Annotated in this window: 17 protein-coding genes and 2 tRNA genes; 9 read left to right on the top strand and 10 right to left on the bottom strand. The window is 46.8% G+C overall.

Translation table 11 applies throughout. The features are described from left to right. Positions 1 to 164 precede the first annotated feature (164 nt). The 4 genes from CMR00_06240 to CMR00_06255 all read left to right on the top strand — a co-directional run bounded on the left by CMR00_06240 (position 165) and on the right by CMR00_06255 (position 2,129). A complete protein-coding gene (locus CMR00_06240; protein ID PIO48194.1) occupies positions 165 to 1,151 on the top strand; it encodes a squalene synthase in 987 nt (328 codons plus the stop codon). 237 nt (positions 1,152 to 1,388) lie between these two features. Then, a complete protein-coding gene (locus CMR00_06245; protein ID PIO48195.1) occupies positions 1,389 to 1,772 on the top strand; it encodes a hypothetical protein in 384 nt (127 codons plus the stop codon). A gap of 87 nt (positions 1,773 to 1,859) precedes the next feature. Then, a tRNA-Arg gene (locus CMR00_06250) sits at positions 1,860 to 1,934 on the top strand. A gap of 120 nt (positions 1,935 to 2,054) precedes the next feature. After that, a tRNA-Gln gene (locus CMR00_06255) sits at positions 2,055 to 2,129 on the top strand. A 215-nt stretch (positions 2,130 to 2,344) separates the two neighbouring features. Here CMR00_06255 and CMR00_06260 read toward each other — a convergent pair. The 6 genes from CMR00_06260 to CMR00_06285 form a co-directional block, all read right to left on the bottom strand. Further along, positions 2,345 to 4,147, bottom strand: a complete 1,803-nt coding sequence (locus CMR00_06260) for a hypothetical protein (protein PIO48196.1) — start codon at positions 4,145 to 4,147, stop codon at positions 2,345 to 2,347. Positions 4,148 to 4,217: 70 nt separating this feature from the next. After that, on the bottom strand, positions 4,218 to 4,802 hold the full coding sequence (locus CMR00_06265; protein PIO48197.1) for a hypothetical protein: 585 nt from the start codon (positions 4,800 to 4,802) through the stop codon (positions 4,218 to 4,220). Then, entirely contained in the window at positions 4,799 to 6,007 is a 1,209-nt protein-coding gene (locus tag CMR00_06270; GenBank protein ID PIO48198.1) for a hypothetical protein, read from the bottom strand. Before CMR00_06270 ends, CMR00_06265 begins: the two co-directional genes overlap by 4 nt. A 29-nt stretch (positions 6,008 to 6,036) precedes the next feature. After that, positions 6,037 to 6,654, bottom strand: a complete 618-nt coding sequence (locus CMR00_06275) for a hypothetical protein (protein ID PIO48199.1) — start codon at positions 6,652 to 6,654, stop codon at positions 6,037 to 6,039. Between the two features lie 68 nt (positions 6,655 to 6,722). Then, the gene (locus CMR00_06280) at positions 6,723 to 7,091 is read right to left on the bottom strand and encodes a two-component system response regulator (GenBank protein PIO48200.1); all 369 of its coding nucleotides are present in this window, start codon (positions 7,089 to 7,091) and stop codon (positions 6,723 to 6,725) included. Positions 7,092 to 7,114: 23 nt separating this feature from the next. Next, positions 7,115 to 8,089, bottom strand: coding sequence for a hypothetical protein (locus CMR00_06285; protein ID PIO48201.1), 975 nt, complete (start codon positions 8,087 to 8,089; stop codon positions 7,115 to 7,117). A 476-nt stretch (positions 8,090 to 8,565) separates the two neighbouring features. Between CMR00_06285 and CMR00_06290 the strand changes: the two genes are divergently transcribed. From CMR00_06290 to CMR00_06305, 4 genes are all read left to right on the top strand, one after another. Further along, positions 8,566 to 9,474, top strand: coding sequence for a chromosome partitioning protein ParA (locus CMR00_06290; protein PIO48202.1), 909 nt, complete (start codon positions 8,566 to 8,568; stop codon positions 9,472 to 9,474). Between the two features lie 70 nt (positions 9,475 to 9,544). After that, positions 9,545 to 10,483 carry a DNA-binding protein gene (locus tag CMR00_06295; GenBank protein ID PIO48203.1) on the top strand — a complete coding sequence of 313 codons (939 nt, stop codon included), beginning with the start codon at positions 9,545 to 9,547 and terminating at the stop codon, positions 10,481 to 10,483. A gap of 10 nt (positions 10,484 to 10,493) precedes the next feature. Continuing rightward, the gene (locus tag CMR00_06300; protein PIO48204.1) at positions 10,494 to 11,279 is read left to right on the top strand and encodes a hypothetical protein; all 786 of its coding nucleotides are present in this window, start codon (positions 10,494 to 10,496) and stop codon (positions 11,277 to 11,279) included. Positions 11,280 to 11,389: 110 nt separating this feature from the next. Continuing rightward, positions 11,390 to 12,229: a phenylalanine 4-monooxygenase gene (locus CMR00_06305; protein PIO48225.1), complete on the top strand. Its 840-nt coding sequence runs from the start codon at positions 11,390 to 11,392 to the stop codon at positions 12,227 to 12,229. 7 nt (positions 12,230 to 12,236) lie between these two features. Here the strand turns inward: CMR00_06305 and CMR00_06310 are convergent, their stop codons facing one another. From CMR00_06310 to CMR00_06320, 3 genes are read right to left on the bottom strand one after another with little or no spacing between them, the layout of a single operon-like run. Then, positions 12,237 to 12,797: a cob(I)yrinic acid a,c-diamide adenosyltransferase gene (locus CMR00_06310; GenBank protein PIO48205.1), complete on the bottom strand. Its 561-nt coding sequence runs from the start codon at positions 12,795 to 12,797 to the stop codon at positions 12,237 to 12,239. 29 nt (positions 12,798 to 12,826) lie between these two features. After that, a complete protein-coding gene (locus CMR00_06315; protein ID PIO48206.1) occupies positions 12,827 to 14,422 on the bottom strand; it encodes a hypothetical protein in 1,596 nt (531 codons plus the stop codon). Positions 14,423 to 14,460: 38 nt separating this feature from the next. After that, positions 14,461 to 14,775, bottom strand: coding sequence for a hypothetical protein (locus CMR00_06320; protein ID PIO48207.1), 315 nt, complete (start codon positions 14,773 to 14,775; stop codon positions 14,461 to 14,463). A gap of 178 nt (positions 14,776 to 14,953) precedes the next feature. Here CMR00_06320 and CMR00_06325 point away from each other — a divergent pair, with 178 nt between their 5' ends. After that, positions 14,954 to 15,544: an orotate phosphoribosyltransferase gene (locus CMR00_06325; GenBank protein ID PIO48208.1), complete on the top strand. Its 591-nt coding sequence runs from the start codon at positions 14,954 to 14,956 to the stop codon at positions 15,542 to 15,544. Here the strand turns inward: CMR00_06325 and priA are convergent. Then, on the bottom strand, positions 15,537 to 18,011 hold the full coding sequence (priA, locus tag CMR00_06330) for a primosomal protein N' (GenBank protein PIO48209.1): 2,475 nt from the start codon (positions 18,009 to 18,011) through the stop codon (positions 15,537 to 15,539). The genes CMR00_06325 and priA overlap by 8 nt on opposite strands. Between the last annotated feature and the right edge of the window lie 170 nt (positions 18,012 to 18,181).

Raw genomic sequence — 18,181 nt, forward strand, 5'->3', positions numbered from 1 at the left:
GCGCTCATTTTTTACAATCCGAGAATATCGCTAAATTGAAAAATTGTTTGTAAGTGCCTACCGTTCATTTAGGATAGGAAATGTTTAGGAGTGATGTTAAAGAATGCTAAAGAATTAGCTGCTTTTCCTCATTGTTAAAACTCTGAAACTTGAAAAAATCCTTTATGCACCTTGAGCAGAAAGCGTTAGTAAACCCCGCTGTCCCGAAAGCAGCGGACCCTGATGCCGCTCTAAATTCCACGGCTCAACGACGACGGTTTCTGTCTGAGATTGATGCAGAGACGCTCACACTTGCTTATCAGTATTGCAGTAAGGTCTCGTGGAAGCATGCCAAGACGTTTTACTTTGCTGCGCACTTTTTGCCCGCTCAAAAGCGTGCTTCTGTGCATGCTGTCTATGCGCTTTGCCGCTATGTCGATGATCTGGTCGATCGCTCTGAAGAAAGTCGCCAGTCGCTCACCAAAGAAAAAATTGCTGCCCTGCTCGATCAATGGCGTTCTGACCTTGACCTTTGCTACAGCGGCATGATTGTCGACCACCCGATTATGATCGCATGGCATGATATGCTTCAGCGCTATCGTATTCCAAAATCGCTGCCGCTTGAACTTATTGATGGAGTCTGCATGGACTTACAAGTCAGTCGCTATCAGACGTTTGACGACTTGTATGTGTATTGCTACAAAGTTGCTTCCGTTGTTGGCTTAATGACCTCAGAAATTTTTGGATACTCTAACAAAGATGCGCTGGACTACGCTGTCAAACTTGGTATTGCCATGCAGCTTACCAATATATTGCGTGATATTGGTGAGGATGCATGCAAAGGTCGTATTTACCTGCCACTTGAAGATTTGAAGCGATTTGACTACAGCGAGCAAGACATTTTCAACAGGGTGATTGATACGCGCTTTAAAGCCTTGATGCAGTTTCAAATTGAGCGGGCGCGCCGCTACTACACTGAAGCCGATGCTGGGATTGATTTGCTTTCCAAAGATAGCCAGCTTGCGGTGCACGTGAGCCGTGTTAATTACAGCAAAATTCTTGACCGCATTGAAAAAAATCACTACGATGTTTTTTCTCGACGTGCTTTTGTTTCACTTACTGGAAAACTCGTGAGTTTACCTTACCTTTGGCTTAGGACTGTGCTTTCCTGACACCTGTTCAGTTGGTGTAGTGAAAGTCCGGAGAAAGGAGAATACTATGGAAGTCATTGGTAAGTCACGCGGTCAAGTGGTCTTGAACGGCAGTCTCGATCGCGTCTATCCGTTTTTGCAAATCAGGAGAAAATTCTGTCGTTCAATCCCTTCTGCAAGGAAGTCTCTCGTACTGAACTTGAAAATGTCTATCGCTGGGACTTCGAGATTACAGATCCGCAGTCGCATCCTATTCGCTTGATTTTCTTTGTCGAGCAACTTGAGCGTGCACCGCTTGGGCTTTCCGAGAGTCAGATTTTTTGGAAAGATTATCCCGTCGTCGTTGAAGGTGAAATGCCTGATGATCACACGTTCATTGGAAAAGCAGATGGCGAAATGCTCTTGAAACCCCTTTCGCTTCATCAAACTTTTGTTGATGTCAGTATGAAGATTCAAGTTGATTTCGCTGTGCCCACGCTCTTGAAGTTTTTTCCAGAACCGATTATCAAAGTGATGTCAGAAGCCGCGATGAGTTTCGGTATGCAGCATGTATCGCGTAGGATGTTGGAGCGGATTCAGCAAGAGTTTTCATGCACGGTGTTGGAGTCGACAAATTTTGGTTCAGCAGTTGTGCACGAGTAGGGCTCAAGGTCAGAGAAAATTTTTGAAAAAATCTCACGCCGCTGTATATTTGCGGCTCTTCTGAGACTTAGGAGGCTTTTTAGGCATGCACCCGTAGCTCAGTTGGATTAGAGCATCTGACTACGAATCAGAAGGTCTGAGGTTCGAGTCCTCACGGGTGCACATCACTTTTCCATTTACTCAAGCACACAGCGACTTCAAGTCTAGCTAGCGTCCCTGTTGCGCAGTCTTCGGTGCGTCCACAGCATTAGCAGACTTGCCGCTTTACCTGTCTTGCCTTATTGAGGAGTAGCCAAGTGGTAAGGCACCTGACTCTGGATCAGGCTACCGCAGGTTCGAATCCTGCCTCCTCAACCCTTTACTTTCGCCTTTCACTGTATCTGTCTCTGTTAGCTACCTGCAGCTTGCACGCGTACGTTGTGCGCACTTAGCGTAGGACTTGCGTCGATTCTGCCATCTTGAATTGACGAATCGCGTTTTGCAGTTGCTCGGCTTGGTTAATCAGGTCTTGAGAGAGTTGGATAATTTCTTCAGATGCTGTCTTATTTTTGAGGGCTGTTTCAGAGAGGGTTTCAATGGCTTTCAACATTTTTTTGTCCCATTGCACGCTGTAATTCGTTCTGCTCTATGACTTGCGAGGTACGAATTGTCATATCGGTTGTTTTCATCGTTACTTGCTGTCCGCTACGCATTTGGGCATCAATTAACCCTGACAAGCGACTCATAATGCTGCTTGAGCGAGAATAATACTGTGTGATTTTGTCTAAGGTTTTCTCGGCATCCTTTACGGTTGCCATGCTATCGAGCGCAGCTTGATTTGTTTCTACGATGGTATCTACAATTCGCATCACGTTTTGACGAATCTCGAGAATCATACTTTGAATCTGCTGCGCTGAAGCCGATGACTGTTCTGCCAGGTTTCGTATTTCAGATGCCACCACGCGGAAGCCTTTGCCTGCTTCGCCAGCGATAGCAGATTCAATTGAGGCATTGACAGCAAGCAGGTTTGTTTGCTTGGCGGTACGTGCTGCAATATCTGTCGTTCCGGTCACTTCACGCGTATTGCGGTCTAAGATTTGAATTTGATTGATGAGGCCCTCGAGACGCTCTGAGATGCCCAGGATAGATTGGCTAATTTGCTCAATGCCAAAGCGTCCACCCTGCACCTCATTGATCACTTGACTAAAGACTTGGTTTGCATCTTGAATACTGCGTGCGGCTTCCTGAACGGTACTGATGAGGTCTTCAATCGCTGTTCTTGTCTCACGTACATTGATTGTCAGTCCTTGTACATCTTCTGTTACCGCATTGAGCGACACACTCATTTTACCAATCGTTTGTGAGGCTTCTTTGAGAATCGCATTTTGATTTTCAGCGCTTTTAGCAATGCCTGTTGCTGTATTGCTGATGTCCAATGCAACTTGGTTAAGTTTCATGGTCAGATCCACGATTTCACGCACTGTATCCTTGACACTATCGACCAGTGTATTGAAATGTTCGACGATTTCGCCTAACTCATCGGGCTTATCGTAGAGCAGTCGTTCGGAGAGATCGCCTTGAGCGACACGTGCTGCGGTGCTAGCGATTTTCCGAACTGGCTCAGCGATTGTCTTTTTCATGATGATAAAGAGCAAGGCCATGATCACAACACCGGAGAGCAGCACAGCGCTCACAATCAGGAGCGTATCGTATAAGCGGCTCTGCTGAAATGTTTGCGCAGGCACAATGATAGAGACCGCACCACGCAAGTCACCGACTTTGTAACCGTATCCTGTTTCGTAATTCTTTTGCACATACTCTGGGGCTTGTGCCTTATCGCCATGGCAGGTTAAGCATTGCTTTTTGATGATAATCGGCTGCGTATAGCGAATCACGTCTTGTCCGTTGATTTTACTCTTATCCCATATTGCGATTTGCTTGCGCAGTTCTGGCTCCGATAATCCTTTTGTGCGGTATTCAATCATGCGCTGCTGCAATTTTGCAAGCAGATTTTCTTCATCAAGGTCAGCAGGTTTATTGCGAATGTTGCGGAAGTTTTGAGAGATTTGGCGCACCTTGAAGCCCGATATGGTCGCATCGGCCTTTTGTTCTTTCTGCCCGAGTTGAGCGATGCTGGGGTTGTAGTGAATCATCATCAGCAACGTGTAGCTTGTGTCGCTGAGCGTTGCATGAGATTTGACGAACATTTCAGCGTTGAATGCCCACATGTCTTGAAGCGTTTCAGCCGTTTGAATGGCTTTACTTTCAAACTCTTCTTGCACTCTTGATGCATAGCGATTTTGAAACAGCACCGTTAGCACCACCAGGACTATAGCTACTGCAATAGCAAGCGTGATTAGGATTTTCTTATCAAGACGGCTGTTACGCTCCTCCATAAACTTGAATTAGTAGGGCATTCAAGCTACTGACCGCTAAGGGTCAGTAGCTTTTTGGATTGATTATGACTTAGCTACTTACTTTTGTTAGGATTGGCATCCGTTCAAATCTGTAACCCAGTCCCTTCATAGCTTTCACCATGGCTTCAGTTTCTTGCGTAACACGCTGCTTTGTTTCTGCGATAGATTTTGAGGATACGCCAATCTCCGAGTTAAAATACTCTAATACCGCTTTGCTGAGCGTGTCCAGTTTGGCTTCGGCTTCCCCTTCTACCACCAAGCCTGTGATGCTCTTTTCATCGGGCGTTATAGCATAGCGGAAGCTAAAATCAATGAAGTTCAAGATGTTCGGGTTCTGTACGCTTCGCACATCCGTTGAGCGGTAGCGTTCGATAAAGTCACGCACAATCAAATCGGGACGAACCTTATTGGCTTCTTGCAAGATTTCTGCAAAGGCTTTTGTGTATTCAATGCGAAGTGTGCTGTTTTTGAAGGGCACATCGGCTTTCATAGCGTCCATTCGCTTTTGCCAAAGGTCAATCGTATCAATAAACTTCTTGAAGCGCTGGTTTTCAAGTTTTGCACGCTCATATTCATCTTTTGCTGAGAGTTCCTTTTTGTCAGGTGTTTCGTAGCGTGAGCGCAGTTGCTTCATATCGGATTTAAAGCGGCGTCTATAAACTTATCGGCATAGGCGGGGTCTTTTTTGTGCAACGCCAGTAGAAAATCCACGCCATCATTTTCCACGAGCGGCAAAGGCACTTTGATATAGCGGCAGGCTTCGTCGAGACGACCGACTTCAATGTAGAAGTTTGCCAGTGCAATCTGGTATGGATAGTAGTTGATATCCGAGGCAAAGGTCATCAGCCAGTAAAACTCCTTGCGTGTTACATTTACCTCACGCATTGCCTTTTCTTTCCAATAGAAGCTCTTTTGCGCTTTATCTTCTGGCGCAGGCACCTTCACCTTTTTGAACAGTCCTGCCTTGATGTAAGCTGGTCCGCCAATCCCATCGCGCTCAATGAGTTTATCAATCACAGCCTTCATGTCTTGACGCAGTTTTTCTTGCCCTGGAAGTGGCTGCTGGTCGAGTGCGTTATAGAGGTGCATGACCGCACTGAGTTTATTGTCGACTTGTTCATCGCCTTTTGTTACCTTGACTTTCTCGAGGTAGTCATATGCGATGCGATAGTTGCAGTCGAAGAGAATCTCATCTTGGCGTCGCACAATGGCATCGGAGCGTTTGCCGACGCCTTGTTTGAAGCGAATATTCAGCGCGAGGGCTACAGCCAAAGCTTTGAAGTAATCTTTATTGCGATAGTGCTGCTCGACTTCAAACATTTTGGCTTCTTCATCAATGCCTTGTTCGAGTTCTTCATCGATTTCCAAGATAATTTTATCGCCATCGATGCGCAGCAAGTCTTCAGTGTTTGTGTTGAAGATCGCTGCGGCGGCTTTTTCGTCAGCTAAGATATCGCCGAGCACGCTTTCAAGGTCTAAGCCCAGCACATTATCGCCGCCGCCGTCGCTATCATCATCCAAGAAAGATGAAGCAGGTTTAGTCGGTGCACTTGCTGCAGCAGCAGCTTTTGCGGCAATGGTTTTTGCTGACGCATGCACTTCTTCTTGTTTCGGCTTTTCTTTGACCACTTCGTCTAAGATACCCAAATACTCTTTGAGCATGCGGTCGCTAATTGCCGTATTCTTTACATAATCAAGTAGTTTTTTCTGCTCTTCGCAGAGCGTTCTTAAAAAGTCGTTGTTAGCATCGGCTTTCAAGGCTTGCTCCAACTCTACCACATTAGTAAGGAGTTTTTCGACGAGTTGCGCTCGCAGCGCTGCATTTTCTCTCGTGTTCATTTTGATCCATGAGATTTAGTTTACAAGTATCATTGAAACTGACTAAGTTCTTTAGTACTGAGCAAACTCTCTGTGTCAATCAAAATCACATCGTTATCGCGCCCTTGTTCTCCAGGTCTGGTAAAAAGACCCTTTGCAAATTGAGAGATGCGTGCCAGTTCTCCATCGGCAGCATTCACCTTGACCAACTCTCGCTCGGCGACACGCAAGACATCGAGCACGGCATCGACCAGAATACCCACAGAGTAGAGTTCGCCACGCAGGATGATCATTTTTTCTGCAGCACGCTCACGCCGATTCTTTTGTTGTCGCCGTGTACCGAGGCCTAAAATTTTGCGCACATCTACAGCTGAGGTAATTTCGCCGCGCACATTGCAAATCCCAAGAATGTAGTCCGGCAACCCCGGCACAGGCGTAATGCGCGGCACATCGAGAATGGCTTCAATGTCATTGACGCGAAATGCGACTTCTTTTTCACCGAGCAACATGGCAATATATTGCTCGCGCTCTTCTTCGCTTTCTTGCTGCTGAGATATGTCGCTGCTGGCGTCTATGCTGCTCAGCAACTTGATCACATCTTTATCAATCGTGTTCAAATCTTCAAGACGAATCTCCTCATTTTGCGCACTGGGCTTTTCATCATTCATTTTCGCATCTCCCGCACTTAGTAAGAGTTATCTTGACGCCACGCTTTTGTCTTGCTTTCTGCACTTTATCACGACGGGGCAAGGGCTTTGTTTACTGCTGAGACCAAGTCATCCTCGTTAAATGGCTTCACCAAATAGGCTATTGCCCCTTGCTTCATGCCCCAAAACTTATCGCTGTCTTGATTTTTGGATGTAATCATAATGACAGGAATTTTGGCTGTCTCTGGCATCTTTTTGAGATTGCGACAGACTTGGAAGCCGTCTTTCTTTGGCATTACCACATCGAGCACGATGATATCGGGTTTGAGTTCAACGGCTTTAGCTTCACCTTCTTCGCCATCATTAGCCTCGACGATGGTATAACCCAACGCCGTCATGACTTTGGCGATAATGGTGCGCTCTACAGCGCTATCATCGATTATGAGGACTTTTGGCATACAGTTAAAGAATGAGATTAGTTTTAACTGGCAACAGGTTCAGTTTTCTTCAGAAACCGCTCTACAACTTGCAAGAGCTCTCCATCTTTGAACGGTTTGGTAATGTAATCATTTGCGCCTGCATGCAACCCCAAATTTTTATCGATTTCCGCATCTTTTGCTGAAAGCATCACGATAGGCGCATCCTTGATAGCCTCATACTCTGCATCAGTACGAATTGTCTTACAGATTTTCAGACCTGTTGTATCTGGCAGCATCACATCCAGCAAGATCAGGTCTGGACGATGTTCTAACGCCAACTCCAGTGCTGCTTTTCCGCTTTCAGCAGTAATCAAGCTGTATCCCGTCTCCGAGAGTGCAAGTTGAATTGTCTTAAGAATCACTTTGCTATCATCGACAGCAAGAATTTTCTTTCTCGTATCTTTTTGTCCCTCTACGAGCTCAATCCACTTTCCATCGAGCAAGACGACCAAGCACTTTAGGACAGAGACTTCTTCCATGCGCAACTTTAACGCTAGCGTTTTGATATCCGTCTTACCATCAATCGCCAGGAAGACTTTCCACTCTGCTAATTTCAGAGAAATCTCGTTCATTTCTTCTTCGCCGCGCTTGGTTTTTCGGGGCACGGCGTTGACGTTTGGAATACGCTGGCGAACCAGTTCTAATTCATCGACCTTGACCGACGCTGTTAGCATGATGCCTTGAATGTCGACACCGTTACTTAGCCCTTGAACGGTGAGCGGGGCTTCGGGGTCGAAGGCAACCTTCGCGCTTTTTTCTTGCAGGAGTGCCGTAATGACACGCTCAATTTGAATGCGTATAGCTTTGACTAACTTTGGCGCATCGACTTTCTTCATAGCAAGAAGAATTTGTTCAATGCGCTTGTCGCGATGCTGTTTTTGATAGGCAATAGCTTGGTCTAAGTCAGCGCGTGTAATCATATTCTCCTCTAAGAGAATCGCGCCAAGATCTTCCGAGCCTGTATCGACAGCAATCACCAGCCCGTTACGAAAAAATACTTTTTTTGCACATCGCCATCATCCGTCGTTACAATCATTGCGCCGGTTTTTTTCATCTGGCGAATGAGTTGAAGCATTTCCGTAATTGTCCATCCTTTGATGTTCCCAACAAATGACATAGCAAGACTCTATTTTTTCGTGAGGCGGTTTGACAGTTTCACATGTTTTAGTTAAGACACACTGCGTACTTCGGTGTGATGCATCTTGCGACGCGTGGAAATTTTGCGCAGCGTTTTACTAAGCATATCGCAATATAACTTACCTGCGCAAAAAGTCAAACTTTGCAGCCTTGTCTTTTTCTCTCTGAGCCTATACACCGTTTGAAGATGTTGCGTCTCACAAGAGTTTTGGCAACCCTATTTTTTTTTCGCTATATTGTTTTGCTCAAGATTTGCAGACTGAATGCTTTCTCAGACTAACTGCCTCAAAGGCAGCTCTAAACCCAATATGCATCAATGGGAAAAGTTATTGCGATTGCTAACCAAAAAGGCGGTGTAGGCAAGACCACTACAGCCATTAATCTTGCCTCGTCGATTGCCGCTGCAGAAATGACTACACTGCTGATTGATATTGACCCCCAAGCAAACGCGACTTCTGGCTCTGGGACACAAGTAAACGATGAGACCAAGACGATCTATGAGGTGCTTATTGAGCATGTCGACATTGAAGACGTCATCCAGCCGTCGGTGATGCCATACATGGATATTGTGCCCTCTCATATCAATTTAGTTGGCACTGAAATTGAGCTCATTGATGTACCTGATCGTGAGAAAGTCATGCTCAAAGCCTTGCAGCGCGTACGCAAAAAGTATGATTACATTTTAATTGACTGTCCGCCTTCGCTTGGGCTGATTACACTCAACTCACTGACTGCTGCCGATTCTGTGCTTATTCCCGTTCAATGTGAATACTACGCCCTTGAAGGATTGGGACAACTCTTAAACACCATTAACATCGTGCGCAAGCATCTGAACCCGACGCTTGAAATTGAGGGAGTTCTGCTTACGATGTACGACAGCCGCTTGCGGCTCTCTAATCAAGTTGCCGAAGAAGTGCGCAAGTATTTCAAAGAAAAAGTCTTCAATACGCTGATTCGACGCAATGTCAAAATCTCTGAAGCACCAAGTCATGGCAAGCCGATCATTCTCTACGATGCACAGAGCTTAGGCACAAAAGATTACATTGACCTTGCTTATGAAATGTTTGAGCGTGATGGTATTGAGAAGTTTAGCAAGAAAAAAGCCGCTGTCGGCGGCAGCGCAGAGCAAGAGCGCACACCGCCTTCTTCAGAGGCTTCAGCAGGTTCGTCCACACCGCTCTCAGAGCGCAGTGAGGAAGTACGCCACATGGCAGGCGGTCGTTAAAAGCATATCTACAATCAAACTGCTGTGATATTGTTATGTGGTTTTTCAATCAACGAAATTGAAACAGGCTATGGCAAAGTTAGCGCTTGGCAAAGGGTTGAAAGCCTTGATTCCTGACGAATCAATAGAGGTGATTTCCAAAAAGGAGCATCGTCTACCGGGCGGGCGAGGCTACCAGTTCCGTGACACACGCACGGGGGAAGTCGGCATGATTGGCGTCATTCCTGTCGATAAAGTTGCGCCAAACCCCTTTCAGCCACGCATGGATTTTGACCCTGAGGCGCTCGAAGAACTTAAAGCCTCGATCAAAGAAAAAGGTGTCATTCAGCCTATCACGGTGCGCCTTAAAGGTGATGGCTATGAGCTCATCAGCGGCGAAAGACGCTTGCGCGCCTCCATTGAGGCAGGACTGCGAGAAATTCCTGCCTATGTCATGGATGTCAAGAGCGATCAAGAAATGCTTGAGCTTGCGCTCATTGAAAACATTCAGCGTGAAAAGCTCAATCCAATTGAAATCGCTACTGGCTACCAGCGCTTAATTGAAGAGTGCCATCTCACGCAGGAAGAAGTTGCCAAGAAAGTCAGCAAAGACCGCACGACGGTTACGAACTTTTTGCGCTTGCTCAAATTGCCTCAACCAATTCAAAAAAGTCTGCGCAATGGTGAAATTACCATGGGACATGCACGTGCCCTGATCTCAATTGAAGATCCAGAGACACAGATGGAAATCTGGGAACTCACCATGAGCAAAGGGCTCTCCGTGCGCAAAGTGGAAGATTTGGTCAGCCGCGCCGCACGTGCTGCAAAAAAGAACAAGTCCAAATATCAGCCAACTTCAGATAGCAAAGATGTGAATGTCTCCGAAGTTGAGTCTATTCTGCGCAGTCGCTTGGCAACAAAAGTCAAAGTCGTGCACACCAGTAAAGGTTCAGGAGAAATTATCATAGAGTATTATTCGCCCGACGATTTAGAGCGCATTATTGATGCAATTGGCAATTCCGAGGTTTGACTTACGGCTCATGCTTTTGCGTTTCCTATTGTTTTTTCTCATTCTGACTTTTTGTACTGCAAGGCACGACTGCGCCGCTTTCTTTGCACCTTCTGACCTGCCTTTTAAGCCGACATACAACTTGTGTTTTTTGACTCACACTCCTTTCATACCTGAGCCCACCCAATCTGCGCTTTCACGCCGCGATACGACTGTGCGCGAGACCAAGCGTGCGGCTAACACTCTACCAGACACAGCTACACTCAAGAGCGAACGCTCTGCAACAGTTGCAGCCGACACCAGTACACTTCATGTCAAGCAAGCCCGCATGCAAGACACCGTTTTAGCCAAAGCCGATAACACAGCAAAAGCTGATAGTGTCACCAAACCAGATTCGCTGGCGTGGCGGCTACGTCCCGAACTGGTTGCACTAGGCGCTGCCCTCCTTCCCGGCTTTGGTCAAATCTATAATCGCGCTTACTGGAAACTGCCGATTGTCTATGGACTATTTGCATGGTTTGGCTATAACTACTTCTTGCAGCAACGCCAATACTTGGAATTTCGCCAGCGCTACGAAGAAGATCTTGCCAAAACGCCCACACCTCCAAGCCTAGAAGCGAACCGACGCTTTCGTGAGTTCTACCGAGAGCAACGCGATGAATTTGGCGTCTATATCTTGCTTGTCTATCTTGCCTCAATTGTCGATGCGTATGTCGACGCACATCTCTTCGGCTTCGACATCAGTGATGATCTTTCGCAGCGCGTACCTTTGCCAGCACCAACCATACCAATTTTCACCATCAAGCTGAAGTTCTAAGCATTTCTAATTTGGTTTTTATTTCCTTCTAAAAACTCTAACTTTGCTGTTGCGTACGACATAATTACGCAACACTATAACCGTAACCGTTTTCTGTGGAGGTACATCCTATGACCGCATCACTCGGCGAGCCTGCCTTTAATGAGGCACTCGAGCCGCTTTCCGCCTATGAAAAAGCCACACAAGATGGCGCACTTGATCCTCGCTGCATTCCACAGCACCTTGACGGTCCTCCTCCAATCGGTGATGACATCCAATACCCTAACTACAGCGAAGACGAACATCAAATTTGGCAATTTCTCTATGCGCGCCAGTGCGCTCTTTTGCCGAACCGCGCCTGCCACGATTTCTTGCAAGGCATTACGCTTCTAGGACTTCGTTCAGATAAAATACCTGCCTTAGCTGAGGTCAGTCGCCAGCTGGAACGCACGACTGGCTGGCGTGTAGCTCGCATTCCTGGACTGCTGCACGAGCGAGATTTCTTCAACTTGCTTGCCCAGCGCATCTTCCCTTCAACTGACTACATTCGCGGTCGACACGAACTGAACTACACGCCTGCACCCGATCTCTTTCATGATGTCTTCGGACATCTGCCCATGCTCACTAATCCTGACTTTGCTGATTTTTATCAACTCTTCGGCAAAGCTGCACTTTACGCGCAAGGACAAGATCGCATTAGCCTCGAGCGCTTGCACTGGTTCACGGTGGAGTTCGGGCTCGTCTATGAAGAAAATGCCGTCAGAATTTTTGGCTCAGGTGCACTCTCTTCATGCGAAGAAGTCGAGCATGCACTGTCTGACAAGGTTACAGTTTATCCTTTTGACGTGGAGCGCATTATTCATCAAGACTATGATGTATGGCACTTGCAAGATGTGCTTTTTGTGCTCGACTCGTTTGAGCAACTCAAAACAAGTTTTATGCAGTGGACACACGAGCGTGGGCTGCTCTAAAGTTTGCTCAAAACTCAACGCCTAAGCGCGCAGGCACCCCCTCATCAAAATAATGCTTAACTTTTCGCATCTCTGTAATCAGGTCTGCGCGCTTTTCTACTTCATCCCAAATTTTGTGCCCCGATAAGACTAACTCGCACGGACGTTCTTTTGCTTCATAGACATCCAAGAGTGCCATCACATCCGATTGATTTAGGAGATTGTAGGCAACGGCTGCAAGCGCTTCATCAAGCACAAGCAAGTCCAGCTCGCCTTGTTCGATGAAATGCCTTGCAGCTGCAAGTCCACGCTGCGCTTCTGCAAAGTCCTCATCTTGATTTTTGAATCGGAACGTGCCGTCAGCCATCATACGCTCGCAGCCTGTTGGCACAATTTCAATTGGATAGCCAATTTCTTTGAGTTTGCGCAAAATAAAGCGCTCAGAGTAGTGCTCATTTTGTCCATCGTATCCTTTGTCGAACTGCACAATGGCAACGCGTTGCCCTGCTCCCAGAGCGCGAATTGAAAGACCAATTACAGATGTAGTCTTACCTTTGCCATAGCCGTAGTAGAGATGAATTTTGTGCATGGATTTGAAGGTTGTTCTTTGATTAAAGTTCAGTACAACAAGCCAAAACTCAAGCGAAAGTTTCTTCCGGGCATTGGGAAACTGCGAATGACTTGATAGTGCTCATCAAACACATTATTGAGGTCACACTTTACGGTGATATTCACACCCCAGAGCGTCTCTTCAAAGCGCAGCGTTAGATCGCTGAGCGCATACGGCAGCAGCAGATTCGCCATGATATTTTCTCCTAATTGGTAACGATAGCCGACAAAACTCCACATCCAAGTTAGGGCAAGTTTTTTCCATGATGCACTCAATATCACGGCAGCATTTTCAAACGGCGTGTAAGCGATTTGATTGCCAAATGTGAGCGATTGCGGCGTGATATCCAGTACGGTTTGATATGTGTAGTTTGCTGCAATTGACAGCTCAAGCTCAAAGACTTTTTTGAAGACACTTTCCAAGCGTACATCAACGCCTGTGGCTTCTACAAGCGCAATGTTTTGCATTGACCAGTTAAACGCATCACGCGGCACGGCAAGAATTTTATCAATGGTCAGATTGCGAAATGCATCCACACGCAGCGCCGCATACTGCACAGGGCTCTGATTGAGAAGCTCGTAACCTGCACCAATGTTGATTTGCTCAACACGCTCAGGGCGCAAGTTAATGTTGCCCACACGCGTATAGTAAAGGTCGTTGAAGGTTGGCATGCGGAAACTTTGTTTGTACGACGCACGCAAACGCAGACCTAGTTCTGTAAAGGGCATGTAGGCAATTGAAAGCGTTGGCGTCAGCACTTGCCGTGCAGGGGCAGCTTCGTTTTGCACCGTTGTCTCGCTGACAAATGTCGCTAGCAAATTTGCATCCAAGTTCCATTGTTCTTGGCGCACTTTAGCACCAATGACGGTGTAGGTTGTCCACCGCGTCGGTTTTGAAAATTGCCACAGTGTGGCATCCAGCGTATTGATTGCAACATCACTTGCGGCATTGAGCGTAAGCCACGCTGCAGGTTTATAGCTAAAACTTGCTGCAATATAGCCTTCGCGCTGCATGTAGCGATCATCAATCCCGCCTGTGGTCAGTGCAAGTGGGTCTTGAAACCGCAAATCGTTTTGAGCCAGCTTGGTATTTATTCCAAGACGCACTTGTTCAGAGGCTTCGGCTTCAAGTGAGGCTTGCCAGAATGCATCGCTGACCCAAAGTCGCTGCTGGGAATTTTCAAAGTTATCAATAATAGCGGCATTCGGTAAGCCTCGCTCAGAGTTGTAGAGATAGAGTTTTGAACGCAGTCTCATGCGGCGCGTGAATCTGGCACTAAGGTCGGCTTCGAAACGTGTGCTATGCACATCGCTGTTTTGGCGCTCTAACTTAATTGCCTGCGCCCCATCTTGAAAAATGTAAGGATATCGCCCGCTTGCAGTTTGACGCTCAAAGCTCACTGCGGTCCTCCATGCTGGACTTAGCGTAACAGCAGAACTTAGGCTTGTGCTTACAAAATCAAATGAACCGACTTGCTGCATTGCACGCACCTGAATAGGTCTACTGATTTCGCTCTCATCTTGAGCGCGGCTGATGATACTAAGCAAGCTGGCAGCGGCGTAAGCGCGCGCTGGACTTAAATCATCTGTGGGATTGCCTTGCAAGAGTTCAATGCGAGCGACATTTTCAAGAGAAAACTTTCCTAAGTCAATTTGCCCCGTTTGCGTATCCGACAGCTTGATGCCGTCGAGTTGCACACTGGTATGCTCAGCGCCAAGCTACGCACAGAAATGGTTTTTAGACCACCAATGCCGCCGTAGTCTTTGAGCATGACACTGGGTAGTTGGCGCACTGCATCGGCAAGTGTGTTGGCAGCACTGCGTGCTAACTCTTGCTGCGAGAGTGATTCGTACGGCACAGCTGACTCTGCTGGGCGTACCCAACGCTTCGCCTTGATTTCAAGCTCTTTGACTTCGACAGATTTGAGCGTATCACTTTCTTGCGCAAGTAGGCACACAACTCGTGCCCAACACAGCAGCGTTATTATTGCATAGTTACGGCAACACATATTTTAAATTTAGAACTTTATGCCTACCTACGAAACTTCATTGCTCATCACTGTAGCTTGATGTTATTGTGCATCTTTTGCCATCATTTATCTTCTACATCAATTCAAACTCGAAGACTATACACACATGGCACTTTCGCGTGATGAAATTCTTTCAATTTTCAAATCTACTGGGGCACTGCTTGAAGGACATTTTCTGCTTTCTTCTGGCTTGCACAGTCCACACTATTTTCAATGCGCCAAAGTGTTGCAGTATCCAAAATATCTGACACTGCTCTGTCAGCCGATTGCAGAGCACTTTGCCTCAGCGCAGCTCGATGTGGTGATTTCGCCTGCAATTGGTGGGATTGTAGTCGGCACTGAAGTTGGTCGATTGCTTGGTGTGCGCACGATTTTTGCCGAACGTGAAAACGGTATTATGACACTTCGGCGTGGCTTTGAGGTGCATCCAAAAGAGCGCTGTTTGATTGTAGAAGATGTCGTTACGACTGGTGGCTCGGTGCGCGAAGTGATGGAGATTGTCCATGCAAACGGTGCTACGGTTGCTGGCGTAGGTTTTATTGTCGATCGCAGCAATGGCAAAGTTAGACTTGCAGACAATCAATTTTCACTTTTGCAGATGGATGTCGTAGCTTACAAGCCTGAAGATGTGCCGCCTGAACTTGCTCGTTTGCCTGCGGTCAAACCCGGCAGTCGCACACAGCCGAAACTTACATAATGCTTTGTGTGTCGACATCAATATCCAGACGCACACGATTGCCCCAGCGCTTACGAAACTCTGCCTGCAGTGTGCGGTAAAGTGATTTTGCAAGTCGCATACCATTCTTTTGCTTAATCAAAATTTGGTAACGGAAATTGCCTTTGAGTTTTGCAAGCACCGCTGGCACTGGACCCAGCACATCGAAGTGTGTTGCATTAAGCAGTGGCAAGAGCAATTTTGAAAACTCACATGCGGCGTCTGAGACCTCGCTTTCATGCTTGCCTGAAAACTCAATTTTGACTAGGCGCGAAAACGGTGGATAAAACAGTGGCTGACGGTTTGCGACTTCGTAGCCGAAAAATCGTTGATAGTCTTGCTGCAAGAGCAAGCGAAAAATATCACTCTCTAGGTTATAGACTTGCAAATACACTTCACCTTTTTTCTGAGCGCGCCCTGCACGACCTGCCACTTGTAAGAGCAAGGCATATAAGCGTTCGCCAGCACGAAAATCTGGCAGCGAGAGTCCAATATCAGCAGCAAGCACGCCGACCAGAGTTACATTTGGAAAATCTAATCCTTTGGCAACCATTTGTGTGCCGAGCAAAATTCGTGCTTTGCCTTCTGCAAATTCATGAAGAATTTTTGCATGTGCATTTTTGCGCGAGACGGTATCTAAATCCATGCGTAGAATGCGCTCATTTGGAAAGAGCTCTTGTAGCTCCTGCTCAACACGCTCTGTGCCACTTGATTTGAACGAGAGTTTTTCTGATCCGCACCGACGGCAATGCTGCACAAGTGCCTTTGTCTTGCCGCAGTAATGACAGCGCAGATGATTGTCTTGCAAGTGATAGACCATTGGCACGCTGCACTCGCTGCACATTTCAATCCATCCGCAATCTTCACACTGCACGCTGCCTGCATAGCCACGCCGGTTTTGAAACAAAATGACTTGCTCATTTTTCTCTAAGCGTGCACGAATTTCATTGTAGAGCAGCTCTGAAATCGATGGCGTAATTTTTGTTGCGCGTGCAATGTGAATGAGCTTAAGTTCGGGCATAGCTACAGCATCGGCACGCTTTGTGAGTGTGAGCAATTCATATTTGCCTACCCTTGCATTTTGAAACGATTCCATGGAAGGCGTCGCCGAGCCTAATAAGCAGAGTGCATTTTCAAACCGTGCACGCATCACCGCTACATCTCTTGCATGGTAGCGTGGCGCTTGATCACACTGCTTGTAAGATGACTCATGCTCTTCATCGACAATAATGAGTCCTAAGTTTGGCACAGGTGCAAACACCGTTGAGCGCGGTCCTAATGCAATTTTCGCTTTGCCGTGCTTGAGACTTTGCCAGGCATCAAATTTTTCTCCATCTGACATTGCGCTGTGTAGCACACGCACAGCATCACCGAAATGGCTACGGAATCGTGATGCTGTCTGTGGCGTCAATGAAATTTCTGGCACAAGCACAATTACGGATCGTCCGAGGCTTAATGCTTTCCGGATTGCTTCAATGTACATCCATGTCTTGCCACTGCCTGTTACACCGTAGAGCAGCGCTGTCTTGAACTGCTGCTGTTCCAAGAGTTGATAGAGGCGCTGCACGACAACTTGCTGCTCATCGTTAAACTCGATTTCTTTTCGCTGCTCTGAAAATGATTGCAAAAACTCGCGAGTAATTTGTGTTTTTTCGCTGATGAAAATTCCTTTTTCAACCAGTGCATTGAGTGTTGCTGTGCTTGCTCCAAGTTCATCTGCAAAGGCGCTGGATTTGCCTAACCTCATAAAATTTTGCAGTGCTTCTGCTTGCTTTCGTGAGCGTTTGAGCATCTGCAAAAGTTCTTCGCATTCTGATTCAGAATACAGCTTTGCAAGGCGATACGCTGTTTTGAATTTGGGGTTAGCGTTTTGCACAAACGTCTTTTTGATTTCAATCAGTCCTACACGCTCGAGTTCAGAGAGTGCAGCTCGGATATGCCTCGAGCCCAGTCGACGCTGAAGCTGTGCAACCGTGAGTTTTTTCTTCTCTTCGAGCAGTTGTACAATTCGCCGACGGAGTTCTGTCTTGACTATTTTTTCGTCAGGATGCTGCAAAGCAAATTCACGCAGTGATACCACTTCCTTTGGTCTGATGCGCAGCGCTGAGGGCAGTGTCGCATAAATTGCTTCAATCGGAAAAGAGACATAATACTCTGACATCCACAGCGCCAGTTGCATTAGCTCTGCGGAAAGTGCTGGCTCGCCATTATCAAACACATCGAGAATTTCACCCATCGGTGGCGCCGTAAGTTCCTCTTCTGTAAGGTAGGCGGCGACAAAACCAAGACGCTCCGATTTTGCTGCCCCCTTTCGTCCAAACTCTACCAATACCCTACTGCCGATGCGAACCATTTCGGAAAATTCAATAGGCACACGATAGGCATAGGCACGATCGCTGAATGAATGCTCAACATAGACCGAGACATATCGGTAGCTTAAAGCGCTCATACCTATAGAGAAATTCAAAGTTACTCTCAATCTTGCGGCTTAAAGAGAGCACAATGTCTACTCTCTTGCTTGTTCCAAAACACAGCTCATACGAACTCTACGGATTTTCATGCAAGGCTCTTTATTCAAGTAAGTCGGGCAGCAGTTTGACATTTTTTTGACATTTTTTT

This window comes from [Chlorobium] sp. 445, from assembly GCA_002763895.1.
GTDB lineage: Bacteria > Bacteroidota > Chlorobiia > Chlorobiales > Thermochlorobacteraceae > Thermochlorobacter.